The organism is Hydrogenophaga sp. UC242_53 (assembly GCF_042696965.1).
Lineage (GTDB): Bacteria > Pseudomonadota > Gammaproteobacteria > Burkholderiales > Burkholderiaceae_C > Hydrogenophaga.
On the sequence record NZ_CP170552.1, the window covers coordinates 4849884 to 4873089 of the forward strand.

The following is a 23206-nucleotide window of genomic DNA, read 5'->3' on the forward strand; positions in this document are numbered from 1 at the left end:
AGGCGGCGAATGCCTACAGACGGCGGCGGCGCGCGCCCGCACCATCCAGGTTGGAGCAACCCCCTTCATGACACTCGCACGCCGCTGGGCCCTGGCCGCAGCCGCCCTGGTGGCGCTGTTGGTGTTCGCCTGCCTGGCCGTGTGGGCGTGGCTGCCCAGCGATGACGAGCTGGCGCGGCGGGTGGAGGCCGAATTCGAGGCCCGCCTGGGCCAGAAGCTCGTGGTGGGCGCGGTGCGCTGGCGCGTGCTCGGCGTGCCGGAAGTCGAGGTGCTGGACGCCCGCACCGAACAAGCCGAAGCCATCGAGGTGCGGCGCATCGCGATCCGCCCCCAGCTCATGCCCTTGTGGCGCAAGCGACTGGTCATCGACCGCCTGGAGGTGGATGGCGCCGTGGTGCCGCGCAAGGCGCTGGCCGCCTACCGGGGCAAGACCACGGACAGCCAGGCGGGCACGCTGGTCTTGCGCTCGATCGTGTTCACCGACGTGACCTACATCTCCTACAGCGAGGTGCCCCTGGTGTACGAGGGCGAGATCGAGCTGGACGAGGACCGTCGGCCGGGCCGCCTGCAGATCCGCCGGCCGGACGCGAATCCACCGGTCTCGCTGGACGCCACGCGCGACGGCCGAGCCGAAGGCGGCGCGGACCTCTACCAGCTGCGTGTGCAGGCGGGTGGCGGATCGGCGAACGGCCAGGCACGGCTGGCGCACCTCGGCCGACGGCCGCATGGTGCTCCAAGGGGAGCTCGCGCCACGGCGCGTGGACGTGGCTGCGCTGATGGGCGCCTTTCACCGGCGCTCGTTCGTCGGTGGCCTTGCCTCGGGCCAAACGGCACTGAGCGCCGAAGGCGACACGGCGGTCGAGCTGTTCCGCTCGCTGCGCACGCGCAGCGTGCTCGACGTGGAGCGCGCCCGCCTGCTGCGCATCGACCTGGACAAGGCCATCAAGTCCCTGGGCGAGGACCGCGCCGGCCAGACGCCGCTGGACAGCCTCAGCGGCGTCATGGCCACGCGCAACACCGAACAGGGCATGCGGACGGAGTTCACCGAGGTGAAGGCGGTGGCGGGCAGCTACAGCGCCACGGGCAAGGCCACGTTGCACCGCCAGCAGATCGACGCGCAAGGGGAGCTGGCGATCGGTGGCGGCATCGTGAGCGTGCCCTTCGCCGCGAAGGGGCCCACGCGCGAGCCGGCGGTGGAGATTTCCTGGGGCGCCCTGGCCGGGGCGGCGGTCGGCACGGCGATCCTGCCGGGCATCGGCACCGCCATCGGGTCCCGGATCGGCGGCGCGGTCAGCGGGCCGCCGAAGGTGGGGGCGGACAAGGCCGCCCCCGAGCGCACGCGCCGGTGAGGAGGCTCAGGCCTTGGGCGTGGCCCGGCCGCGGTTGAGCAGGGCGTACAGGATGATCGCGCCGAAGGTGGCCGTTCCGATGCCCCCCAGCGCGAAGCCGCCGAACTTCAGCGTGTAGTCGCCCGTGCCCAGGATCAGCGTGATCGCGGCCACCAGCAGGTTCTTGTTGTCGGAGAAATCGACCTTGTTGTCGACCCAGATCTTGGCGCCGGCGATGGCGATCAGGCCGAACACCACGATGGACACGCCGCCCATGACGGCCAGCGGAATGGCCTGGATCAGCGCGCCGAACTTGGGGCTGAAACCCAGCAGCACGGCCATCAGGCCCGCCACCAGGAAGATCGCGGTGGAGTAGATCTTGGTCGCGGCCATCACGCCGATGTTCTCGGCGTAGGTCGTCACGCCGGTGCCGCCCGCGCTGCCGGCCACCATGGTGCGCAACGCCGTCGCCGATGAAGGCGCGGCCCATGTACTGGTCCAGGTTGCGGCCGGTCATGGCGGTCACGGCCTTGATGTGGCCCAGGTTCTCCGCCACCAGGATGATCGCCACCGGCGCGATCAGCAGCATGGCGTTCATCTGGAACACCGGCGCGCTGAAGCTGGGCATGCCGAACCAGGAGGCGTTGGCGATGCCGGAAAGATCCAGCGGCTTGCCCATGCCCAGCCCGTTGGTGAGCACGGCGTAGAGGATGCTGGCGATGATCAGGCCCATGAGGATCAGCAGGCGCTGGACCATCCCGCTGGTGAACACGGCCACCAGCGCCACGCAGACGAAGGTGATGCCCTGCATCCAGGCATCGAAGCCGGTGGGCGCCATGTTCTTGATGGGGATGCCGGCCAGGTTCAGGCCGATCACCGCGACCACCGCGCCGGTGACCACCGGCGGCATGAAGCGCTCGATCCAGCCCGTGCCCACGGCCTGCACGATGGCGCCGATGAGGGTGTAGACCAGGCCGCAGGCGATGATGCCGCCCAGCGCCACGCCGATGTTGGCGTTGGGGCCCGGGCCCGCGTAGCCGCTGGCGGCGATCACCACGCCGATGAAGGCGAAGCTCGAACCCAGGTAGCTGGGCACCTTGCCGCCGGTGATGAGGAAAAAGATCAGCGTGCCGATGCCGCTCATGAGGATGGCGACGTTGGGGTCGAAGCCCATCAGGATGGGGGCGAGCACCGTGGCGCCGAACATGGCGATCAAGTGCTGCACGCCCATCACCGCCGTCTGTGCGCAGGGCAGGCGCTCATCGGGCGCGATCACGCCGCCTTGGTTGAGCGTGGAAGCCGATTTCTCCGTCCAGTTGAACATGCCCATGGCACGGTCTCCTCGTTGTCGTGTTGTGAAAAAAGGCGCCCCTCGCGCCGCAGGCATTGTGCCCGCAAAGCCTCTGAGCCGCAGCAGACTTAACACGCTTAAGTTTCGACTCCAAGGCGCGCAAAGTTTACGCAGAACCCCGCATGAGGGAGGCCGTTTTTCGCTCCTAAAGTGCGCCTTCACCCTTCAAACCCGAAACGCTGGAGACACCATGGAATTCCTCAGCACCGCCGACTTCTGGGTCGGTCTGGTGAAGATCATCTGGATCAACATCATCCTGTCGGGCGACAACGCCGTCGTCATCGCCCTGGCGGCGCGCTCGCTGCCGGCCGAGCAGCAACGCAAGGCCATCCTGTTCGGCTCGGGCGCGGCCGTGGTGCTGCGCATCGTGCTCACGGTGGTGGCGGCCAAGCTGCTGGAGCTGTCGTTCCTGCAGGTCATCGGCGGCGTGCTGCTGCTGTGGATCGGCTACCAGCTGCTCAGCGGCGACGAAGACGGCGAGGACGGGCACCACAAGGGCACGGGCACGATGATGGCCGCCATCCGCACCATCCTGATCGCCGACCTGGTGATGAGCCTGGACAACGTGATCGCCGTGGCCGCGACGGCGCAGGGCAACATGGTGCTGCTGATCCTGGGCCTGGCGATCAGCATTCCGCTGGTGGTTTTCGGCTCCACGCTGATGATCAAGCTCATGGGGCGCTTCCCGGTCATCGTGACCCTGGGCGCCGCCCTGATCGGCTGGGTTGGCGGCGAAACCGTCGTCAACGACCACCTGATGCAGGGCTACACCATGGCCCACCCCTGGCTGCACTACGTCGCGGCGGCCACGGGGGCGCTGCTGGTGGTGGGGCTGGGCAAGTTCATGCAGGCCCGCGCCACGAGCAAGGCCGAGGCCTGAGGGGGGCGCCAGCGCCCTGGCCCCGCCCGTCTCTCAACCGATCGCGGGCAGCACCTCGCCCCGGCTCTCGCCGAAGCCGATGCGCGCCGCGCCCGGCTTCTCGCACCAGCCGCGCAGGATCACCGTGTCGCCGTCTTCCAGGAAGCGGCGCTGCGCGCCGATGCCCGGCAGCGGCACGTCCTTTGTGCCGCCCACGCTGAGTTCCACGATGGCGCCGGCCTCGGCGTGCGTGGGGCCCGAGATGGTGCCGGTGCCCAGCAGGTCGCCGGGCTGCAGGTTGCAGCCGCCCACGCTGTGCTGCGCGACCATCTGCGCGATGGTCCAGTACTGGTGGCGAAAGCTCGTGGCCGAGAGGCGGTCGGGCGCGATGCCGCGCTCGCGATGCTCGCGCGACTCCAGCCGCACTTCGAGCTGCACGTCCACGCCGCCGCGCTCGCTGTTGGCCGCGCTGTCCAGGTAGGCCAGCGGCTGCGGCTCGTCGGCCGGGTGCGCGAAGGGCACGCGGTAGGGCGCGAGCGCTTCCAGGGTCACGATCCAGGGCGAGACCGTGGTGCAGAAGTTCTTGCCCAGGAAGGGGCCCAGCGGCGCCATTTCCCAGAACTGGTGGTCGCGCGCCGACCAGTCGTTGAGCAGGCACATGCCGAAGATGTGCTGCTCGGCCTCGGCCAGCGGAATCGGCTGGCCCATGGCGTTGCCCGGGCCGATGTAGAAGCCCATCTCCAGCTCGTAGTCGAGCCGGCGGCAGGGGCCGTAGACCGGCGCGGCGGCGCCCGGTGCCATGGCCTGGCCCATGGGGCGGCGAAACGCCGTGCCGCTGACCACCACGCTGGAGGCGCGGCCGTGGTACGCGATCGGCAGCCACTGGAAGTTGGGCGTGAGCGGGTCGTCCGGGCGCATGACGCGGCCCACGTTGCGCGCGTGGTGGATGGAGGTGTAGAAGTCGGTGTAGTCGCCGATGCGCGTGGGCACGCGCATCTCCACCTCGGCCTGCGGCACCAGGCTGGCGCGCAGCGCGTTCACGCCGGGGCCGTTGGCGCCGGTCTTGAGCAGGTCGAACAGCGCGTGGCGCAGCGCGCGCCAGGCGGTCGGGCCCAGGGCCAGGAAGTCGTTGAGCGCGTCACCGGTGCAGGCGTTGACGGCCTGCGAAGCCGGGCCCGAGACCGCGTTGTCGCGCGCGATCGCGGCCAGGTCGATCACCTGGTCGCCGATCGCCACGCCACCGCGGAAGGCCTCGCTGGAACCCTTGCGGCGGAAGACGCCGAAGGGCAGGTTCTGGATCGGGAAATCGGTGCCCGGGGCGTTGGCCGATTCGAGCCAGCTGCGGGTGTTCGCGTCGTGGGTGTGGTTGAGTTCCATGGTCATGCGGCGGTGGCTTGGAGGGCGTCGTCGAAGATGGCCACGGCACGGGTCCAACCCGCCGAGGCGCCTCGGATCTTGTGGGGGAAGCAGGAGATGAAGAACCCGTCGGCCGGCAAGGCCTCGAGGTTGTGCATCTTCTCGATGTGGCAGTAGCCGATGTCGCGCCCGGCCTTGTGGCCTTCCCAGATCAGCGAGGCGTCTTTCGTCTCGCCATACTTCTGCGCGGTGTGCACGAAGGGCGCGTCCCAGCTCCAGGCGTCGGTGCCGGTCAGGCGCACGCCGCGTTCCAGCAAATACATGGTGGCTTCATAGCCCATGCCGCAGCCGGCCGAGACGAAGTCGTTGTGGCCGTAGCGCGAACCGGCGCGCGTGTTCACCACCACGATCTCCAGCGGCTTGAGGGTGTGGTTGATGCGCTTCAACTCGGCTTCCACGTCGGCGGCCGTGACCACGTAGCCGTCGGCGAAGTGGCGGAAGTCCAGCTTCACGCCGGGCTGGAAGCACCACTCCAGCGGCACGTCGTGGATGGCGATCGCGGGCTTCTTCTCGCCCAGCGCCTTGTCCATGGTGGAGTGGAAGTGGTAGGGCGCATCGAGGTGCGTGCCGTTGTGCGTGGAGAGCTGCACCAGCTCCACCGCCCAGCCTTCGCCGTCGGGCAGGTCTTCCTTCTTCAGCCCTGGGAAGAAGGGCTCGATCTGCTCGAAGGTGTTGTCGTGCGTGAAGTACTGGATCTTGGGGGCGAACGCGGGCGGGTCGCTCACCACGTCGTTCTCCAGGTAGATGGACAGGTCGATGAATTTGCGGGGCATGGCGGTGTTCTCCAGTGGGGCGGTGATGTTGGGAATCAGGGGCGTTGCCAGCGCAACAGCGAGCGTTCGGCCAGGGCCAGCACCACGTTGCTGGCAAAGCCCATGGCGCCGAGCAGCACGATGCCGGCGAAGAGTTCGCTGGCCTGGAACGAGCGCGCGGCCAGCAGGATGGCCTGGCCCAGGCCGGGTTGCGAGGCGATCATCTCGCCCACCACCGAGACGATGAGCGAGACCGTCATCGACAGCCGCATGCCGGCCAGGATGTCGGGCATGGCGTTGGGCAGGCCGATCTTGAGCACGAAGGCCAGGTGGCTGAGTTCCAGCGAGCGCGAGACCTCGCGCAACTGCTTGTGCACGTTGCCAGGCCGTGCAGCGTGGCCAGCAGCACCGGCCACATGGCACCGAAGGCGACCACGGCCAGCACCATGCCGCCGGAGAGGCCGAAGAGCGCGATGGCCAGCGGCATCACGGCCGAAGCCGGCAGCGGGCGGATGAACTCCAGGGTCGGGCCGATCCATTCGCTGGCGCGCTGCGAGCTGCCGATCAGCGCGCCCAGGGCGATGCCCAGCGCGCTGGCCAGCACCCAGCCGCTGAACATGCGGCTGAGCGTGGCCCAGGTGTAGGCCGCCAGGTCGCCGCCGGCCAGGCCTTGCACCAGGCTTTGCAGCGTGGCCTGTGGCGTGGGCAGGAAGGCGCGGTTGACCCAGCCGCTGGTGCTGGCGGCCCACCACAGGGCGATGAAGGCGGCCAGCACGAGCACGGAGCCCGAGGCGCTGCCGAGCGCGTTCAAGGTGCGGTTGGTTTTGTGTGCGGCGCTCATTCGAAATCCTTCGTGCTCCGCACCGCGGTGCGAGCTTGCTTGGGGCGGCCCTGCGCGGCGCTCATGCGGCCTGCTCCCCCATGGCGCGCGCCACGCGGCGCTGCAGCGCGAGCGCGCCGACGTTGATGACGTAGCCCACGACACCGATCCAGGCCAGCCAGGCCAGCATCAGCGCCGGGTCCAGGCTTTGTTGCGCGATCATCATCGCGTAGCCCATGCCGTGCGGGTTGGCCGCGATCTCCACCGTGACGGCGACCACCAGGGCGATCGCCACGCCCAGGCGCAGCGCGACGAACAGGCGCGGCACGATGGCCGGGCCGATGATCCAGGCGAAGCGCTGCCGCGGCGTGAGTTCCAGCGCGCGCGCCACCTCCAGCAGGCGGGGCTCGACCTGTTGCACCGCGGCCTGCGTGAGCACCAGCATGGGCCACAGGCAGGCGAAGGCGACCACGCTGAGCTCCATGCGCAGGCCGAAACCGAACACCAGCATGGCCAGCGGGATCAGCGCCACCGACGGAATGGGGCGCGCGACTTCCACGCTCAGGAAACCGAGCTGCGCGGCGCGCCGCGACAGGCCCAACAAGGTGCCCAGCAGCAGGCCGCCGAGCGCGCCGATCAGCAGGCCGAGCGCGGCCGTGCCGAGCGTGAAGGCCGTGGCCTCCAGCAGCGAGCCGTCGGTGACCGCGCCGCCGAAGGCGCGCAGCGCGGCGCTGGGCGGGGCGATGGCATCGCTGCCCTGGCCCGTGGTGCGGGCCCAGATTTCCAGCGCGCCCAGCAGCAGGGCCGGGAACGCAAGGGACTTCAGCTTCATCGTTCAGTGCCCGAGGTAGTGGTAGAGCTCGCGGCGCAGGCGCAGGAACTCGGGGTGTTCCTTGGTGCTGAGCTGGTCGCGCGGCTGTGGCAGCGGCACGTCGATCAGCGCGGCCAGGCTGGGCAGCTCGGGCGTGGGGTTGCTGCGCAGCGCGATCACGCGGTCGCCCAGGTACAGCGCTTCCTCCAGGTCGTGGGTGACGAACATCACCGTCAGGCCTTCCTCGCGCACCAGGCGCGCCAGCTCGTCCTGCAGGGTCTCGCGCGTCATCGCGTCGAGCGCGCCGAAGGGCTCGTCCATCAGCATCACGTCGGGCCGCTGGGCCAGGCAGCGCGCGATCTGCACGCGCTGCTGCATGCCGCCCGAGAGCTGCGCCGGGAACTTGTGCCCGTGCGCGGCCAGGCCCACGGTTTTCAGCACGTGCTCGATGCGCGCGGGCCGTTCGGCCGCCGGCACGTTCGCCGCCTCCAGCGCCAGGCTCACGTTGGCCTGCACCGTGCGCCAGGGCAGCAGGGCGCGCCCGTAGTCCTGGAACACGAACGCCACCTCGCGGCTCGGGCCGGTGATGGGCGCGCCCTGGCGGCGCACGCTGCCCTGGCTGGGCGTCACGAAGCCGGCGGCGGCGCGCAGCAGCGTGGTCTTGCCGCAGCCCGAGGGGCCGATCACGCACACGAACTCGCCGCGCTTCACCGTCAGTTCGGTGGGTGAGAGGATTTGCCGGCCACCGAGTTCGATGGCGACGCGGTCGAAGTGCAGAACGGTATCGGTCATGGTCGAAGCGGCGCTGGCGTGGGGCGTGGCGTGCCTCACTTGGCGATCAGGCGCGCCACGTCGGGCACCGTCTTGAGCATGCCCTGGTCCTTCATGAGGTCGACCCAGTAGCTGAGCTGCTTCTCGGTCACCACCGCCATGGGGGGCGAGATCTGCACCTTGGCGATCACCTCGGGCGGCAGCTTGATGTACTTGCCGATGGCCGCGCGCACGGCAGCGTCGTTCTTCGGCTGGTTCATGAAGGCCGCGGCCTCCTGCACGGCCTCGCGGAAGCCGCGCGCGGCCGACGGGTTCTTGCGCACCCAGTCGCGGCGCGCGACGTGGATGATGGTGGGCTGGTTCTCGGGCAGGAAGGTCGAGTAGTACGAGGCCACGTAACCCACGCCGGAGTCGGTGATGCGGCTCATGAAGGGGTCGGCGCTCACCACGGCGTCCACCGAACCGCCGCGCAGCAGGTCGCCGTGCTGCGGGAACGAGGCTTCGACGAAGTTCACCTTGGTGTAGTCCACGCCCTGGCTCTTGAGCCAGGCGCGGAAGGTCACGTGCAGGAAGGCGCCCAGGCCGGGCACGCCAATCTTCTTGCCCACGCAGTCCTGGGCCTTGCGGATGCCGCTGCCGGCCTTGGCCACCAGGCCGAAACCGGTGATGGTCTTGGAGGTCACGCCGGCACCGGCGACCACCACGTGGTCCAGGCCGCCGTCCACCGACTGCAGGTACACGCTGGGCGTGGGGCCGCCGATCTGCAGCGAGTCGGCCTGCACCGCGGCCGGGATGGTGGAGTTGATCGGGATGAACTTGAGCTCCACGTCGAGCAGGCGCTTCTTGAAGTAGCCGTTCTCGGCCGCGACGAACACCGAGGCGAAGTCGGTCACGGCGGTGTAGCCGAACACGATCTTGGTGGGGCTCTGCGCGAAAGCCGGCAGGCTCACGGCGGCGGCGGGAACAGAGGCCAGGGCGGCCAGGGCGGTGCGACGTTTCATTGGGGTCTCCTGTGGTTGGTTTTGCTCGGGGGGCGGGGCGAAAGCGGGGGCGGGGGGCACAGCGCGGCGCGCAGTCCCCCCACGATGAAGCGCACCAGCCGCTCGGCGGCGGCCGGGTCGTTGGCGCGGTTGATGTTGAGCGAGAGGCGCTCCACGCGCACATCCACCAGGTGGTGCAGCAGGGCGCCGAGCGCGAACTGGTAGCCCCAGGCGGCCTCGGCGCGGCTGGCGCGCGGCAGGGCGTGGTGCAGCGCATCGATGAAGCGGTGCGCCAGCGGGTCGAAGAACTCGCGCAGCACGCGGTCGGACTCCTCGCCGTGGTAGGCCAGTTCGCGGCCGACCAGCTGGGCGTAGAACTGCCCCTCGGGGCTGGAGCGCATGCGGATCACCGGCGCCACGAAGGCCTCGACGATGCGCGGCAGGGTCTGCGGGTCGTCGGGGTCCTGCGAGGCGGCGTCCAGCGCGGCCAGCCGCTCCTCGATGGTGTGGCTCCAGTGCGCGAACACCGCGTGGAACAGGTCCTGCTTGGGGCCGTGGTAGTAGGCCACCAGCGCCAGCGGCACGCCGGCCTCTTCGGCGATCTGGCGGATCGTCACCGCGTGGTAGCCGCGCTGCGCGAACAGCTTCTCGGCCGCGAGCAGGATGGCCTGCTGGCGGTCGGGGCGGGGCGCGGCACTCTTCTGGCGACGGGCAGGCTCAGGCTTGCGGGACGGCATGGCGGTATTGAACATGTGTTCAAAAATGTTGTACACCCGTACAAACCCTGGGCCGGGTCGTGCGGAAGGCGGGCGCTGGTGTGTTACCAGTGCACCATGGGCAGGCCGGGCACGGGCGAGGTGAAGAAGGGGATGGTGGTGCCCATGAGGCTACCGATGTAGACCGTGCGCAGGTCGGGCCCGCCGAAGGTGACGCTGGCCATCCAGGGCGCCAGCGTGCCGCGCGCGCGCAGCATGTCCTCGGCGGTGAGCGTGCCGTCGTTCATGTGGTCCAGCAGCACCTTCGAGGCCTCGGGGTTGCCGTCGTCGAGCAGCAGGCGCCGCTCGCCCTGCGGCGTGAGCGCGATCAGCTGGTCGGTCATCACCAGCGTGCACCAGAGGTTGCCGAAGGCGTCGAACGCGATGCCGTCGGGGAAGCCGCCCAGGTGGGAGGGCCCGAACACCTCGCGGTCGGCCAGGGCGACGCCCTGGGCCGACTCCACCACGCGCATGCGGCTGATGTGCGGCCCGGTGGTCTCGACGATGTAGAGCCATTCCTCGTTCGCGTCGAAACGGATCTCGTTGGTGAAGTGAAAGCCGTCGGCCACCACGCGCAGGCCGCGTTCGTCCACCACCGCGATGTAGCCGTCGCGCACGCGGCTGCTGGCCGCCACGGTCCAGGGGTTCACGCGCGTGGAGACGGTGAGCCAGATGCGGTTCTTCGAATCGCGCAGCACGAAGTTGACCTTGCCGATCGCCTGGCCGTCGATGGTGTCGTGCAGCGTGCGCGTCTGGCCGTCGCGCGCCATCACCTCCAGCCGGTCGGTGCCGAAGTTGGCGATCAGCACGTCGCCATTGGCCGCGAAGGCCAGGCCGTTGGGCAAGGTGCCCTGCGTGTACTTGGCCTCCACGTCGTGCAGCGAAGCCTGCGCGGCGCTGGCGAAGCGCTGGTCGGCGCGCTGGCCGATGAAGCGCTGCTGCCCGTCGGCGCCGATGCGCGTGACGCCGCCGCGCGCGTCGGCCGCCCACAGCGTGCCGTCGCGCTCGGCCAGGATGCACTCGGGCCGTTGCAGGTCCTGGCCGATGGTGCGGATGGCGGCGCGGTCGACCTGGAAGCCGTCCAGCGGGTTGTTTGTCGAAGGCATGGTGGGTTCCCCGATGAGGCGGGCCGCGGGCTGCGGCCGGCGAAGGGGGCATTGAACGGTTGGCGCCGATTCTTGTACAACCGTACAAACCCTAGTCGTACCGGGCGCGGGCCCGGTCTAAGCTCGGCGCATGACCGCGCCCCACGTGCCCCAGATCCGCCTCTACCAGCAATGGCTCGCCGAGCACCGCGGCCTGCGTTTCGACGACTACGGCGCGCTCTGGCGCTGGTCCATCACCGACCTCGACGGCTTCTGGCAAAGCATCTGGGACTACTTCGAGCTGCAGTCGCCCACGCCGCACACGGCCGTGCTGGCGAAGAACGTGATGCCCGGCGCACCCTGGTTTCCCGGCGCGCGCATGAACTACGCGCAGCAGGTGTTCCGCCACGTGCGGCCGGCGCACGAGGCGGGTTTTTCCGCCGTGGTGAGCCGCAATGAAAAGGGCCGGCACGTGGAGCTGAGCTGGCCCGAGCTGCGGCGCCAGGTCGCCTCGCTCGCGCAGCACCTGCAGGCCCAGGGCGTGCAGCCGGGCGACCGCGTGGCGGCCTACCTGCCCAACATTCCCGAGGCCATGGTGGCTTTTCTCGCCACGGTGTCCATCGGCGGCGTGTGGAGCATCTGCGCGCCCGACATGGGCACCAACGCCGTGCTCGACCGCTTCCGCCAGATCGAGCCGGTGGTGCTGATCGCCTGCGACGGCGTGAGCTACGCCGGCCGCGACCACGACCGCCTGGCGGTGGTGGCCGAGCTGCGCGCGGCCCTGCCCACGGTGCGCCACGTGGTGCTGCACACCAACCTGGCCGAAGGCGAGGCGGCGCAGGCCGAGGCGCTGCAGGCCGCATCGCCCTGTGCCAGCTTCGCGGCCGCCACCGCGCGCGACGATGCCGCCACCGCCGCCTTCGAACCCTTGTGGCTGCCGTTCGACCACCCGCTGTGGATCGTCTATTCCAGCGGCACCACCGGCCTGCCCAAGCCCATCGTGCACGGCCATGGCGGCACGGTGATCGTGGGCATGGCGCTCAAGATCCTGCACAACGACGTGGGCTGCAGCTACCACCCCAACAGCTGGGGCGAGCGCTTCCACTGGTACAGCTCCACCGGCTGGGTGATGTGGAACGCGCAGACCAGCGGCCTGCTCAACGGCACCACCTGCGTGATCTACGACGGCAACCCCGGCGGCAGCAAGGACAAGCCCGACTGGACCACGCTCTGGCGCTTCGCCGCCGAGTTGGGCGTGACCTTCTTCGGCGCGGGCGCGGCCTTCTTCGCCAACTGCATCAAGGCCGGCGTCGACCTGGCCGCGTGTGGCGACCTGTCCGCCGTGCGCGCGCTCGGCACCACCGGATCACCGTTGTCGGAAGACGCGCAGCGCTGGGGCACCGATCAGTTCCGCCGCATCGCGAAGAGCGAGGCGCAGCAGGACATCTGGTGGTGCAACATTTCGGGCGGCACCGACTTCGCGGGCGCTTTCATCGGCGGCAACCGCGAGCTGCCGCAGACGCCCGGGCGCATGCAGTGCCGGCTGCTGGGCTGCGCGGTCGAAGCGTGGAACGAGCAGGGCCAGCCGGTGATCGACGAAGTGGGCGAGCTGGTGTGCGCGCAACCGATCCCGTCGATGCCGCTCTACTTCGTGGGCGACGTGGACCACCAGCGCCTGATCGGCAGTTATTTCGACACCTACCCGCCGGGCCAGGGCCGCAAGCCCGGGGGTGGCGACCTCGGCCCTGAGGCCGGCGCGGTCTGGCGGCACGGCGACTGGCTGCGCATCGGCGCGGACGGCTCCTGCGTGATCTACGGCCGCTCGGACGCCACCATCAACCGCCATGGTCTGCGCATGGGCACGAGCGAGCTCTACAGCGCGGTCGAGGCCCTGCCCGAGGTGATGGACTCCATGGTGGTGGACCTCGAGTACCTCGGGCGCGAGAGTTACATGCCGCTGTTCGTGGTGTTGCGCGAAGGCACCGTGCTCGACGATGCGCTCAAGGCGCGCATCAACGACAGCATCAAGACCGCGCTGTCGCCGCGCTTCGTGCCCAACGGCGTGTTTCAGGTGGCCGAGATTCCGCGCACGCTCTCGGGCAAGAAGCAGGAACTGCCGATCAAGAAACTGCTGCTCGGCCAGCCGCTGGAGAAGGTCATCAACCGCGAGGCCATCGCGCAACCCGGGCTGCCTGGATTGGTACGTGAAATTCGCGGCTTCGCGGGCGCGGGCGTAGCTGCTCTGCCAGGTTTTCGCGCCTGCACCTCGTGGTGCCCGCGAGTGCCGGGCGCTCTGCTCCGCGGGTGTCCCCCGGCGGCTGGTGCCGCCTCCTCCTTGACCCCGCTGCGCAGAGCGCCCGGCACTCGCGAGCCGCAGCGTGCTGAGGGTGGGCGGGGGTGTTCGACCGTCCGCGTGCCACAGAGGGGGAGGTCACCGGGTGTCCGGCGCAGCGGCGTAAAGGAGGAGGGGCGGCGAAGCCGCCCCGGGGGACAGCCGCGGAGCCGGGCACCCGGCGGCCTCCCCCGTTCGTGTCGGCGTGAACCCTCAGTTCGCCACCGTGAAGCGCTGGCGGGTGTGCTTGGGCGTCTCGATTTCGTCCACGATCGCCACCGCCAGATCAGCCACCGAGATGCCGGCAGGCGCTTCGCCCTGGCCGGGCAACAACTGGTCACCACCCGTGCGGTACTGGCCCGTGCGCTCACCCGGCGCCAGTGCGATGGGGGGAGAGATGAAGCTCCATTCCAGTTCCTTCTCACCCCGCAGGCGCGTGAGCAGGTCGCGCGCGGCCAGCGCACCCTGTTTCCACTCGGCCGGAAACTCGGGCGTGTCCACCAGCTGCAGACCGGGCGCCACCTCCAGGCTGCCCGCGCCGCCGACCGCCAGCACGCGCTGCACACCGGCCTGCTTCGCGCCGGCCAGGATGCCGTCGTAGCCCAGGCCGAACAGGCGGTGGATCTCGGCCTCGCTCCAGCCCGGGTTGTAGGCGCTCACGATGGCGTCGTGGCCGGCCACGGCCCGGGCCACCTGCGCGGCGTCGGTCACGTCGGTCTTCACCACCTGCAGCCGGGGCTGGGCGGCCAGCTTGTCGGGGTGGCGGGCGAGGGCGGTCACGCTGTGGCCGCGCGAAAGCAGTTCGGTGAGCACGGCGCTGCCGACGAAACCGGTGGCACCGATGAGGGCGATCTTCATGACGGGACTCCTGAAAAGGTTGGGATGGATCTAGTGTCCTGGCTACACGAAAAGCGCGGTAGGCGGCAAAATCCGCTTTCTTCTTGTAGAAAATCTAATCAATGAGCAGCGAAACCACCGCCTGGACCGACAAGCTCAAACGCATGGCGCTGTTCGCGGAGATCGTGGACAGCGGCTCGCTGAGCGCCGCCGCTCGCCGCCTGGGCAGCACACCCTCGGCCGTGAGCCAGCAGCTGCGCCTGCTCGAAGAGGCCCTGGGACTGGTGCTGCTGCACCGCTCCACCCGCCGCCTCACGCTCACCGAGGCCGGTGAGCGTTATTACCCCGCCTGCGCCGCCATGGTCGCCCAGGCCCGCAGTGCCGACCAGGCGCTGGAGCGCCTGCGCGACGAACCCGAGGGCGAGCTGCGCCTGGCCGCGCCGATCGGCTTCGGCGAGCTGCTGGCCAGCGCGCTCGAACCGCTGCGCCGCCACCCCCGGCTGCGGCTGCACCTGTTGCTGGACGACACGCCCATCGACCTCATCGGCGAGCGGGTGGACCTTGCGCTGCGCGTAGGCCGCTTCACCGATTCTTCCCTGGTCGCGCGCCGCCTGGGGGAACTCCAGCGCCAGCTCTGCGCCGCGCCGCGTTACCTGGCCGAACGCGGCTGGCCGCGCCACCCAGGCGAACTCGCCGGGCACGACTGGCTGGGCCTGCCGCCGCGCGGCACGGCGGTGGACACGCTGAGCTTCCAGGGCCCGCAAGGCGAGCGCGAAGAGGTGCGCGTCGAAGCGCGCCTGCTGGCCTCGCAGGTGACCGCGCTGCAGGCCATGGCGCTGGCGGGATGGGGTCTGTACGTGGGCATGGCCGACGACGTGCGCCAGGCCCAGGCCGAAAGGTCGGCTTGCGCCCGTGCTGCCGGACTGGCGGCTGGAGCCGGCGGCGGTGTTTGCGGTCACGCCCCGGCGCGGCGAACAACCGGCCAAGGTGCGCCATGCGCTGCAGGCCCTGCAGCAGCACTTCGCGGCCCGGCCGGGCTGAGCGCCTCTTACAGCGCGGCGAGCTTCGCCATGCCCCAGGCGACCACGCCCACCTGCACCAGGTTGAGCAGGATGCCCGCCATGTGCAGGCGCCGGAAACTCGGGATGGCGGAGGCGTCTCCGCCCGCGATCCGTTCCCGCAGCGCGTCCATGCGCGGGACGACCCAGCGGCGCACCGCGAAGACAAAGGCCGCCACACCGCCCATGGCCAGCCCCACCGCGACGCGGCCCACCGCCAGCTGGCCCAGGCCCCCGAGGCTGGCGGCGACCACCACCACCGAGTAGTAGTAGTTGAACAAGCCCCGGACGAAACGCGCGTCCTGCGGCGTGTCGTGTTTCAGGATGAGCAGTGGCGGCGACGCAAAGGTGAAGAACACCATGGGAAAGATCAGCGCGACCAGCGACAGCAGCACGACAGCCTTGGACAGCATGGGGTTCTCCTTGCCGCGGTGGTCTCGGCTGGGGCGCCGCGGGCCATGGGGGCCGGCTGATGCTCATCCGCCAAACTGACGGATGACTTACATCGCACGGCCACCCGTCCGCTGCGGTGCTTGCCGCCACGGGCCTCAGAGCGGTGCGTCGCTGGAAGGGGTCTTCGTGCTGTGGGTGAGGCCCATGTGGATCCCGCTGCCGGCATGGGACCACAGCCGCTTCGCCAGTTCTTTCGAGTGCTGTTGGGCCGCCCGGTCCTTCAGGGCCGACAGCGCCATCAACAGGTCGAGGGGCCCTTTTTGGGCGGCCTCCTTCAGCCCCTCCTGCCAGTCGCTCGGCAGCGGCACGCCACGGGACCTGAAGTGGACTTGAATCCACTGGCGGGCTTTCTCCGTGTCTCGGTGGATGGCCTGGCGCAGGGCGGCCACACCCATGCGGCTCAAGGCCTGAAGCGACTTCACAAGGCCCTTGTACGAGCCTGCCGCGATCTCTGGATGGAGCGCCCGCATTTTCTGCAGTTCGGCGGCGCCCGCGATCTTTTGCGACCGCAGGAACTTGGCCGACCAGAAGGGATTGCCCGTGGCGTGGCCCCTTTTCAGCTGGTCGAGCTCGGTCTGGATCGCCTGGATGTTCTTGGCGCGGGCGGTCTTGTTGGGCCACGCCAGCGCGGCGCGGTAAAAATTGAGCCGGTTCGGGTCCAGCGGGTGGCCCAGCCTCGGTGTCGACGTCGCCACGCCGTGTTGTTGGGCGAGCTTCTCCAGGCGAAAGAACGCCTGCAGATGGGTGACGCAGCCGGATGCGTCGGGCGCGGCTTCCGCGCGCTCCCTGGCGGTGTGCAGCTGCGCCTCGAGGCAGGCCAGGGCGGTCTTGCGCTGGCGAGGGTCGCGGCTCTGGAGCGCCTTCTCCAAGGCCCCAGGGGCGCTGTACAGCGCGGCCTGGTGCGTGGGGTCCGCCGACGCCAGCGACAACTTCCCAAGCGAGGTGGAGGACAGGTTCAAAGGGGAGAGGGGGCTGCCCAGGCAACGCTCGAACAGGTACCGGATGAACGCGCCTTCATCGTTCAGGCGGTAGCCCTTAAAACCGAACACACCACCGCCTTCGCCGGCACCGATCGTCCAGGTGTCCAGTTTCTGCCCCGACAGTTGTCGGGCCATCGCCAGCGCGTGCTGGACGTCCGGGTCCTCCACGGAGCGGCCCGCCGTTTCGCAGCGCAGGCGGAGCTCGCGCAAGGCCGCGAGGCGGCAGAGGGCCTCGGGAAAGCCGCCACCCGTGGGGTAGGCATGCAGTGAGGCCACCACCTTGGACAGGGTCTGGCCCCGCAGTTTTTCGGACACGGACAGGAATTGCTGCAGCAACCGCAGCACGGCATCCACGTTGCGTGCATCCATGTCGTGGAGGGAGGTGATGCCCAGCGCGGCATAGAACGCCTCGCCTTCTGAAGGCATGCCCTTGACGGTGGCTTCCACGAGCGCCTGCACGTGCGGCACGAGCTGCCGTTTGCCGGCCGCATCGCTGGCCTGGCAGATGGACATGAACGACGCCAGCGTGTCGGTCTGCAAGGGCGCGGTCCGAGCGTGCCCTTGCAGGACGGTCAGAAAGCCGCCCGCGTCCCGCGGCGAGATGCCGTAGCCGTTCTGAAGGACCTGCTGGTACTTGACGTTGGCGAAATCGTGGTCGTCGCGCAGGCATATTTCGATGTTGCGCCACTGGCCGCCGGCGATCCAGCCGGCGACGGTGGCGCGCGCCTGCGCCTCCTGTTTCGCCTCGTGGCGGCGGGTCTGCAGCAGGTCCCAGGCGTCTTGCGGCGTGTTCATCACCTCGTGGGTGTGCACACACAGGCGGCGCAGGAAGGGCTGGAAGCCCTCATCGTTCCAGTGCCGGTGGATGAGCCGCGGGGTCAGGGACGATTGGCGAAGGTCCCCCATGCCGGTGCCCGGCGCGAGGTGCCGGGTCCAGCGCGGTTGGACCGGCTCGGCCGGGCGGGCGATGTCCGTCGGCGCGTGGCCGAGGGCTTGCCACCGGTCCAGGGCCATCAGCTGGTCCCAGGCGGAAACGTCCGAACGCGCATGGAAGCGCCGCAGCGCCTCGGCCTCCGACGGGGAGCTGGCCTGCGAGCCCAGCTGCACGATGAGCCGGGTGAGCGGCTCGCGGTCGCCATGGATGGCCGCGTCGATCACCGAGGGCGAGAGGCCGAGGGCGATCAGCATCTGCCGGGTGCGGTGTTGTGTGGTTGGCGCCAGAAGCCGATCGACCAGGCTGCGCGCGATGGCCTGGATCGGGCGACCCTGGTCAGGGTCGGCCAGGCCCGGCATCGCGCCGGTCTTGCGGTCGTGGTGGGCCGCCACCGCGCGGCAGGCCTTGTCGTGGCGCTTCTGCTCAGCGGCCCTGACCTTGGCGCGAATGCCGTACCACAGCATGTAGCCGCCCGCGAGGAGGATGCCCACCAGGCCGGGGATGCCCATGGTGGCGGCGCCGAACAAGGCGCCGCCGCCCAGCGCGGTCAGCGCTGTGGCTGCCACGGCGCCCCCCAGGCTGGTGCCGCCGTAGATGCCGCGGATCCAGCCGTGCAGGTCCAGCAGGTTGGCGTCCAGCCGTTTCAACTCCCGCCATTGGTGGCGGTGCTCCATCAGCTCCAGCAACTCGGGGCAATCCGCGCCGTGGGCTTCGAAGACGTTCTTGTCGAACCGCTCGGCCAACAGCAGCGTCTTGCGCTCCCGGCGGGCATCCATGCCCTCGCAGACGGCCTGCAGGATGTGGAGGACGCCCGTCACCATGTTCATGGAGCCGGAGAGGTAGGGCAGGGCGACGGCGATGTTCTTGGCCGCGCCGGTCAGCGGCCCGCTGGTCGACAGGCCGCTGACCACGGCCGACGGGACGGTCTTGAGCAGGGAGAGCGAGCCGAAACCGACGTCGCGCACCCCGGCCAGCAGGCAGCGGGGGATGAGATGGCCCGGCTCCAGGCACTGCTTGAACGTCGCCGCGTGGGTGTCCGCCAGCGCCCGCAGTCTGGCCTGAGCTTCCTTGAGCAATGACAGGTCGCGCGGGTTCTGCGCGCCTGGAGGCCGTCGCAGGAACTCCGCCTCCAGGCCTGCCAGGGCCTGGAGGCCGGACGCCGCGCTCAGGTAGACGCGGCAGGCTTCCAGTTCCTGCTCGCGGCCCGCCAGCGCGCCGCGGATGCCGTCCCAGGTGATCTTGGTGTCGCCCGCCTGTCCCAGGCCGACGACCAGCGCCGGCAGGTTGTGCAGCCCCGAATTCGGGTGCTCGGCGCCCGTCTGGAAATCGATGCCCGTCCCGAAGCCCGCGCCGACGGTGGCGTACAGCAGGACGCACCACACTGGGTAATAGTGTTGGGCGGAAACGAGGGGGTCGAGGTCGTCCTTCAGGGGGGTGAAGGCCACGCTCTGGAGGATGTCGGCCACCCGCTGCTGGACGTCGAGGGAGGGCCCCTCGGCCTGCAAAAAGGACGGCCGCAAGAGCTCGAGGGGAATCTGGCTGGCCTCCCAGGCGGAGTCGGAGGGCGACGATCCGTTGGCCGGGGAGTGGGCGTCTTCGATGAGCGTCCTCTCATCGGAGTCCACCGTCTGGTCGCCGAAGGGCAGAGGGAATGAATAGACCGGCAAGCAGGCGCTGATGGTGCTCAAAATGTCCTCCCTGTTTCAGTTTCGTGGGTGAAAGAACTGAAACAGGGAAGTGATCCGAATCTCCTGCGGGGTTCGGTCTGGCGACCCCAGGGATTTCCCAGGGGAGGCGCCCCGGGCCGCCGAAAGGCCTCGTTCAGCCGCGCCGGCTCACCAGCACGATGCCCAGCGCCACGCCCACCAGCGCCACCACCAGCTGCGGCGTGAGCGGCTCGTTGAGCAGCACCACGCCGAACACCAGCGCGAACACCGGGGTGAGAAAGGTGAAGGTCGACATCTGCGTGGCAGGGTAGTGCCGCAGCAGCCACATCCAGGTGAGGTAGCTCGCGAAGGCGCCGACCACGGTCTGGATGCCCAGCGAACCCCAGGCGCGCGCCGAGTAGTCGAGTGACCACACCTCGCCCAGCGCGAGCGAGATGAAAGGCGCGACGACCGCCGTCACCGCCACCTGGTAGAACAGGGTTTTCTCCGCGCTCGCGCCCGAGAGCTTCGTGGCTCGGATGGTGAGCGTGGTCAGGCCCCAGAGCGTGCCGGCGGCCAGCGCCATCGCGTCGCCCAGCCACGCACCGGCCACCGGTGAGCCGTGCATGAAACCTTCGCTGAAAGCCAGCGCCACGGCGGCGAAGGCGATCACCAGGCCCACCCACTGGATGCGCCGCAGCCGCTCGCCTGGCACCACGCGCGGCAGCAGCAGCGCCACCACGAAGGGGCTGGTGTAGAGGAACACCGTGAGGCGCGATGCGCTGGTGTGCAGCAGCCCGAGGTAGATGAAGGCGAACTCGCCGGCGAACAGCGAACCCGCGAGCAGGCCGGCCTTGAGCGTGCCGTCGCGCGTGAACAGCGGCACACCGCGCACCCGGCACCAGGCCCAGATGAGCACGGCCGCGCCCCAGAAGCGCAGCGAGGCCTGCCACAGCGGCGGCACCTCGGCCACGGTGTCCTTGATCAGGATCTGCTGGAAACCCCAGAAGGCGCAGCACACCACGAGCAGGGTGATGGCGAGGGAGTCGAGGTGGGTCTTGCGGTCGGCCGGTGAAGTCATGCCGGCGATTGTCGGCGCGCGCCGATGTCCCGGCTGTCGCGTGGGCTTCGTGCGGGGTCAGCCGGGCTGCGCGAGCCGGCGCAGCTGGTCCTTGAGCCGGCGCACCTCGGCCGCGCTCAGGGTGCCGAGCACCGCCGCCTCGTGCTCGCGCGCCTGCGCGATCAGCGGCGTCACCTTTTTCTGGCCGGCGGGGGTGATGTTCACCAGCGTGCGGCGCTGGTCGGCCGGGTCGTCGCGCAGCGCCACCCAGCCCTGGGCGGCCAGGCGCTGCACGAGTTTGGTCACGGTGGGTTGCTGGCTCAACACCTCGAACGCCAGCTGGCCCACCGGCATGGGTGGACGGCCGGTGAGCGTGGCCAGCACGCGCCATTCGATGCTGCTCAGGCCGGCGTCGCGCACCACGGCGTCGAAGTCCTTGAACAGCGCATGGTTGGCCTGCCCGAGCAGGTAGCCCAGGTAGTCGTCCGTGAAGCGCTCCGCCGTCATCGCCTTCAGAGCGGGTGCTCGGTGTAGAAGCGACCGCCGTGGAACAGCAGCGGCGAGGCCTCGGGCCGATGCCGGCAGCGCTCCACCTCGCCCACGAAGATCACGTGGTCGCCTTCGGCGTACTGGCTGCGGTTGAAGCACTCGAAGCTCGCGGCGGCGCCGTCGAGCAGCGGCGCGCCGCTGGCCCCGCTGGTGAAACCCACGCCGGCCCAGCGGTCGGTGTCGCGCGCGGCAAAGCGCTCGGCCAGCGACTGCTGGTCGGCCGCGAGCACGTTGATGGCGTAGTGCCGGCCATTCGAGAACGCGGCCATGGAGCCCGCCACGCGCGCCAGGCTCCAGAGCACCAGCGGCGGCGACAGCGAGACCGAGTTGAAGGAGTTGGCCGTCAGGCCCACGAGATCGCCGCTGTCGGTGCGCGCGGTCACGATGGTCACCCCGGTGGCGAACATGCCCAGCGAGGCGCGGAACTCGTGCGCCGAAAAATCAGGGGGCCGGGCCTGGTGGCCGGCGGAGCGGGCTGGGGACATGGTTGGAATTTATATGAAAATTCATGAATAATGGCAATGCCGGCTGCAAGACCCTGACGCGGTCCGGCCCAAGACAAGGAAAGCCCATGCTGCAGGAGCGGACCGAACCCGCCTGGATCGATGCCTTCGAAACCGTGCTGCGCCGCTGCGCGGTGCAAACCGGCGATACGGTCGGCGATTCTCGGCGAAAGCCAGAGCCGGCCCGTGCTGATGGAACTGGCGCGGCTCGCGGCGGCCCGCCTGGGGGCGCGCAGCTTCACGCTCACGCTGCCCTCGGTGTTCAGCACCGGCGAGCCGGTCTCGCGCTCCACCGGCGCCAGCCCTGCCCTGCAGCAACTCGCGCCGGTGATTGCCGCGCTGTCGGGTTGCACGCTGGTGGTGGACTGCACGGTCGAGGGCCTGATGCACGCGCCCGAGTTGCCCGCCATCCTGAAAGGCAATGGCTTCACCCAGCCGCGCGTCGTCTACGTGAGCAACGAACACCCCGAGGCGCTGGTGCGGCTGCTGCCCGACGACGCGACCGAGGCGCGCGTGAAAGACCACGTGAAACGGGTGCGCGGCGCCCAGGCCTTGCGCGTGAGCTCCGCCGCCGGCACCGACCTCACCATCTCGCTGCAGGGGGCGGTGGTGGGTGGCAACTGGGGCAGCACCACACGCGCCGGCACGCTCACGCACTGGCCCGGTGGCATGGTGCTGGCCTTTCCGGCGGCCGGCAGCGTCCACGGCACGCTGGTGCTGGCCGAGGGCGACGTGAACCTCACCTTCAAGCGCTACATCGAGCGCGCCATCACAATGACCATCGAGAACGACCACGTGACGCGCATCGACGGCAGCGGTGTGGACGCCGAGCTGCTGCGCAGCCACTACGCGGCCTGGAACGAGAAGGAGGCCTACGCGGTGAGCCATGTCGGATACGGCCTCAACGAAGCCGCGCGCTGGGACAGCATGGCGCTCTACGACAAGCGCGATTTCAACGGCACCGAATTGCGCGCCTTCGCGGGCAACTTCCTCTACAGCACCGGCGCCAACGAAGTGGCCGGGCGCCACACGCGCGGTCACTTCGACTTCCCCCTGCGCGGCTGCACGGTGGCGCTGGATGGCCGTGTGGTGGTCGACGCCGGCCGGGTGGTGGCCGCATGATCCCGCGCTTCACGACCCTGGGCAGCGGGCCCACCGTGCTGATGCTGCACGGCATCGGCGGCGGCCACGTCGCGTTCGCGCCGCAGGTGGAAACGCTGGCCGCCGCGGGTTACCGCGCGGTGGCCTGGGACATGCCGGGCTACGGCCACAGCGCGCCCATCGAGCCCTACACCTTCAAGGGCCTGGCGCAGAGCTGCATCGACCTGATCGACGCGCTGCAATGCGAGCACGTGGTGCTGCTGGGCCACAGCATGGGCGGCATGGTGGCGCAGGAGGTGGTGGCGCGCCGGCCCGAGCGCGTGAGCCGGCTGGTGCTCTGCGGCACCTCGGCCGCCTTCGGCAAGCGCACCGACGGCCGCAGCGCCGACGCCTGGGCGCAGCAGTTCATCGCGCAGCGCACCGCGCCGCTGGACGCGGGCCAGAGCATGGCCGAGGTGGCGCAGCGGCTGGTGCCGCAGATGGTCGGCCCCGGCTCCCTGCCCGAAGGCCTGCGCCTGGCCGAGCACTGCATGGCCGGCGTGCCCGCCGCCACCTACCGCCGCGCGCTGGATTGCCTGGTCACCTTCGACCGCCAGGCCGCGCTGGGCGACATTCGCGTGCCCACGCTGCTGATCGGCGGCGAGTTCGACCGCGTCGCCGCGCCCGCGGTGATGAAGCAGATGGCCGAGGCCATTCCCGACGCGCGCTACGCCGAACTCAAAGGCATCGGCCACCTGATGAACCTGGAGGCGCCCGACGACTTCGACGCGCTGCTGCTCGACTTCCTGGCGCAGACGCGCGCGCTGCACTGAGCGGCACTTTCCA

General features: G+C 69.9%; 19 protein-coding genes and 3 pseudogenes. 6 read left to right on the plus strand and 16 right to left on the minus strand.

Annotated elements, in window-relative coordinates; translation table 11 throughout:
- Positions 1-13: 13 nt before the first annotated feature.
- Positions 14-727: a hypothetical protein gene (locus tag ACFJI0_RS24375; RefSeq protein WP_382322683.1), complete on the minus strand. Its 714-nt coding sequence runs from the start codon at positions 725-727 to the stop codon at positions 14-16.
- Between ACFJI0_RS24375 and ACFJI0_RS24380 the strand changes: the two genes are divergently transcribed.
- Positions 726-1349 carry a hypothetical protein gene (locus tag ACFJI0_RS24380; RefSeq protein ID WP_382322684.1) on the plus strand — a complete coding sequence of 208 codons (624 nt, stop codon included), beginning with the start codon at positions 726-728 and terminating at the stop codon, positions 1347-1349. The genes ACFJI0_RS24375 and ACFJI0_RS24380 overlap by 2 nt on opposite strands.
- A gap of 6 nt (positions 1350-1355) precedes the next feature.
- Here the strand turns inward: ACFJI0_RS24380 and ACFJI0_RS24385 are convergent.
- Positions 1356-2658 (minus strand): annotated as a pseudogene (locus ACFJI0_RS24385) (solute carrier family 23 protein).
- Positions 2659-2869: 211 nt separating this feature from the next.
- On the opposite strand from ACFJI0_RS24385, the gene ACFJI0_RS24390 reads away from it, so the two are divergent.
- Entirely contained in the window at positions 2870-3559 is a 690-nt protein-coding gene (locus tag ACFJI0_RS24390; protein ID WP_382322685.1) for a TerC family protein, read from the plus strand.
- Positions 3560-3592: 33 nt separating this feature from the next.
- Here ACFJI0_RS24390 and fahA read toward each other — a convergent pair whose 3' ends face one another.
- The 9 genes from fahA to ACFJI0_RS24435 form a co-directional block, all read right to left on the minus strand.
- Positions 3593-4915 carry a fumarylacetoacetase gene (gene fahA, locus ACFJI0_RS24395; protein WP_382325814.1) on the minus strand — a complete coding sequence of 441 codons (1323 nt, stop codon included), beginning with the start codon at positions 4913-4915 and terminating at the stop codon, positions 3593-3595.
- A gap of 2 nt (positions 4916-4917) precedes the next feature.
- Entirely contained in the window at positions 4918-5727 is an 810-nt protein-coding gene (locus ACFJI0_RS24400) for a cyclase family protein (RefSeq protein WP_382163506.1), read from the minus strand.
- A gap of 35 nt (positions 5728-5762) precedes the next feature.
- Positions 5763-6026, minus strand: coding sequence for an ABC transporter permease (locus tag ACFJI0_RS24405; RefSeq protein WP_382322686.1), 264 nt, complete (start codon positions 6024-6026; stop codon positions 5763-5765).
- Positions 5963-6547 (minus strand): ABC transporter permease, encoded by a 585-nt coding sequence (locus ACFJI0_RS24410; RefSeq protein WP_382322687.1) that lies wholly within the window; start codon positions 6545-6547, stop codon positions 5963-5965. The genes ACFJI0_RS24405 and ACFJI0_RS24410 overlap by 64 nt, the downstream gene beginning before the upstream one ends.
- 61 nt (positions 6548-6608) lie before the next feature.
- Positions 6609-7358: an ABC transporter permease gene (locus ACFJI0_RS24415; RefSeq protein ID WP_382322688.1), complete on the minus strand. Its 750-nt coding sequence runs from the start codon at positions 7356-7358 to the stop codon at positions 6609-6611.
- 3 nt (positions 7359-7361) lie between these two features.
- Complete coding sequence (locus ACFJI0_RS24420; protein WP_382163500.1) at positions 7362-8129, minus strand: ABC transporter ATP-binding protein; 768 nt, start codon at positions 8127-8129, stop codon at positions 7362-7364.
- Between the two features lie 35 nt (positions 8130-8164).
- Positions 8165-9109 (minus strand): ABC transporter substrate-binding protein, encoded by a 945-nt coding sequence (locus ACFJI0_RS24425; RefSeq protein ID WP_382322689.1) that lies wholly within the window; start codon positions 9107-9109, stop codon positions 8165-8167.
- Positions 9106-9825, minus strand: coding sequence for a TetR/AcrR family transcriptional regulator (locus tag ACFJI0_RS24430; RefSeq protein WP_382322690.1), 720 nt, complete (start codon positions 9823-9825; stop codon positions 9106-9108). Before ACFJI0_RS24430 ends, ACFJI0_RS24425 begins: the two co-directional genes overlap by 4 nt.
- 83 nt (positions 9826-9908) lie before the next feature.
- Positions 9909-10949, minus strand: a complete 1041-nt coding sequence (locus ACFJI0_RS24435; RefSeq protein ID WP_382322691.1) for an SMP-30/gluconolactonase/LRE family protein — start codon at positions 10947-10949, stop codon at positions 9909-9911.
- Positions 10950-11079: 130 nt separating this feature from the next.
- Here ACFJI0_RS24435 and ACFJI0_RS24440 point away from each other — a divergent pair.
- Positions 11080-13165: pseudogene (locus tag ACFJI0_RS24440) on the plus strand (acetoacetate--CoA ligase).
- A 308-nt stretch (positions 13166-13473) separates the two neighbouring features.
- Here the strand turns inward: ACFJI0_RS24440 and ACFJI0_RS24445 are convergent.
- Positions 13474-14118 carry an NAD(P)-dependent oxidoreductase gene (locus ACFJI0_RS24445; protein WP_382322692.1) on the minus strand — a complete coding sequence of 215 codons (645 nt, stop codon included), beginning with the start codon at positions 14116-14118 and terminating at the stop codon, positions 13474-13476.
- Positions 14119-14219: 101 nt separating this feature from the next.
- Here ACFJI0_RS24445 and ACFJI0_RS24450 point away from each other — a divergent pair, with 101 nt between their 5' ends.
- Positions 14220-15422, plus strand: a complete 1203-nt coding sequence (locus ACFJI0_RS24450; protein WP_382322693.1) for a LysR family transcriptional regulator — start codon at positions 14220-14222, stop codon at positions 15420-15422.
- A 281-nt stretch (positions 15423-15703) separates the two neighbouring features.
- On the opposite strand, the gene ACFJI0_RS24455 is transcribed toward ACFJI0_RS24450, so the two are convergent.
- The 4 genes from ACFJI0_RS24455 to ACFJI0_RS24470 form a co-directional block, all read right to left on the minus strand.
- The gene (locus ACFJI0_RS24455; protein ID WP_382322694.1) at positions 15704-19210 is read right to left on the minus strand and encodes a hypothetical protein; all 3507 of its coding nucleotides are present in this window, start codon (positions 19208-19210) and stop codon (positions 15704-15706) included.
- Positions 19211-19343: 133 nt separating this feature from the next.
- Positions 19344-20249 (minus strand): DMT family transporter, encoded by a 906-nt coding sequence (locus ACFJI0_RS24460; protein WP_382322695.1) that lies wholly within the window; start codon positions 20247-20249, stop codon positions 19344-19346.
- 57 nt (positions 20250-20306) lie between these two features.
- The gene (locus ACFJI0_RS24465) at positions 20307-20735 is read right to left on the minus strand and encodes a MarR family winged helix-turn-helix transcriptional regulator (RefSeq protein ID WP_382322696.1); all 429 of its coding nucleotides are present in this window, start codon (positions 20733-20735) and stop codon (positions 20307-20309) included.
- 5 nt (positions 20736-20740) lie between these two features.
- The gene (locus tag ACFJI0_RS24470; RefSeq protein ID WP_382322697.1) at positions 20741-21262 is read right to left on the minus strand and encodes a flavin reductase family protein; all 522 of its coding nucleotides are present in this window, start codon (positions 21260-21262) and stop codon (positions 20741-20743) included.
- Positions 21263-21348: 86 nt separating this feature from the next.
- Between ACFJI0_RS24470 and ACFJI0_RS24475 the strand changes: the two are divergent.
- Positions 21349-22402: pseudogene (locus ACFJI0_RS24475) on the plus strand (peptidase M29).
- Positions 22399-23193 carry an alpha/beta fold hydrolase gene (locus ACFJI0_RS24480; protein WP_382322698.1) on the plus strand — a complete coding sequence of 265 codons (795 nt, stop codon included), beginning with the start codon at positions 22399-22401 and terminating at the stop codon, positions 23191-23193. Before ACFJI0_RS24475 ends, ACFJI0_RS24480 begins: the two are co-directional and overlap by 4 nt.
- Positions 23194-23206: the final 13 nt, after the last annotated feature.

What these genes read in the sequence shown, in the direction of transcription:
- ACFJI0_RS24435 (WP_382322691.1), bottom strand. Translation starts at nt 10,949, where the DNA reads ATGCCTTCGACAAACAACCCGCTGGACGGCTTCCAGGTCGACCGCGCC.
- ACFJI0_RS24400 (WP_382163506.1), bottom strand. Translation starts at nt 5,727, where the DNA reads ATGCCCCGCAAATTCATCGACCTGTCCATCTACCTGGAGAACGACGTG.
- ACFJI0_RS24430 (WP_382322690.1), bottom strand. Translation starts at nt 9,825, where the DNA reads ATGCCGTCCCGCAAGCCTGAGCCTGCCCGTCGCCAGAAGAGTGCCGCG.
- ACFJI0_RS24445 (WP_382322692.1), bottom strand. Translation starts at nt 14,118, where the DNA reads ATGAAGATCGCCCTCATCGGTGCCACCGGTTTCGTCGGCAGCGCCGTG.
- ACFJI0_RS24470 (WP_382322697.1), bottom strand. Translation starts at nt 21,262, where the DNA reads ATGTCCCCAGCCCGCTCCGCCGGCCACCAGGCCCGGCCCCCTGATTTT.
- ACFJI0_RS24425 (WP_382322689.1), bottom strand. Translation starts at nt 9,109, where the DNA reads ATGAAACGTCGCACCGCCCTGGCCGCCCTGGCCTCTGTTCCCGCCGCC.
- ACFJI0_RS24380 (WP_382322684.1), top strand. Translation starts at nt 726, where the DNA reads ATGGTGCTCCAAGGGGAGCTCGCGCCACGGCGCGTGGACGTGGCTGCG.
- ACFJI0_RS24465 (WP_382322696.1), bottom strand. Translation starts at nt 20,735, where the DNA reads ATGACGGCGGAGCGCTTCACGGACGACTACCTGGGCTACCTGCTCGGG.
- ACFJI0_RS24480 (WP_382322698.1), top strand. Translation starts at nt 22,399, where the DNA reads ATGATCCCGCGCTTCACGACCCTGGGCAGCGGGCCCACCGTGCTGATG.
- ACFJI0_RS24420 (WP_382163500.1), bottom strand. Translation starts at nt 8,129, where the DNA reads ATGACCGATACCGTTCTGCACTTCGACCGCGTCGCCATCGAACTCGGT.
- ACFJI0_RS24415 (WP_382322688.1), bottom strand. Translation starts at nt 7,358, where the DNA reads ATGAAGCTGAAGTCCCTTGCGTTCCCGGCCCTGCTGCTGGGCGCGCTG.
- ACFJI0_RS24460 (WP_382322695.1), bottom strand. Translation starts at nt 20,249, where the DNA reads ATGACTTCACCGGCCGACCGCAAGACCCACCTCGACTCCCTCGCCATC.
- ACFJI0_RS24450 (WP_382322693.1), top strand. Translation starts at nt 14,220, where the DNA reads ATGAGCAGCGAAACCACCGCCTGGACCGACAAGCTCAAACGCATGGCG.
- fahA (WP_382325814.1), bottom strand. Translation starts at nt 4,915, where the DNA reads ATGGAACTCAACCACACCCACGACGCGAACACCCGCAGCTGGCTCGAA.
- ACFJI0_RS24410 (WP_382322687.1), bottom strand. Translation starts at nt 6,547, where the DNA reads ATGAGCGCCGCACACAAAACCAACCGCACCTTGAACGCGCTCGGCAGC.
- ACFJI0_RS24375 (WP_382322683.1), bottom strand. Translation starts at nt 727, where the DNA reads ATGCGGCCGTCGGCCGAGGTGCGCCAGCCGTGCCTGGCCGTTCGCCGA.
- ACFJI0_RS24390 (WP_382322685.1), top strand. Translation starts at nt 2,870, where the DNA reads ATGGAATTCCTCAGCACCGCCGACTTCTGGGTCGGTCTGGTGAAGATC.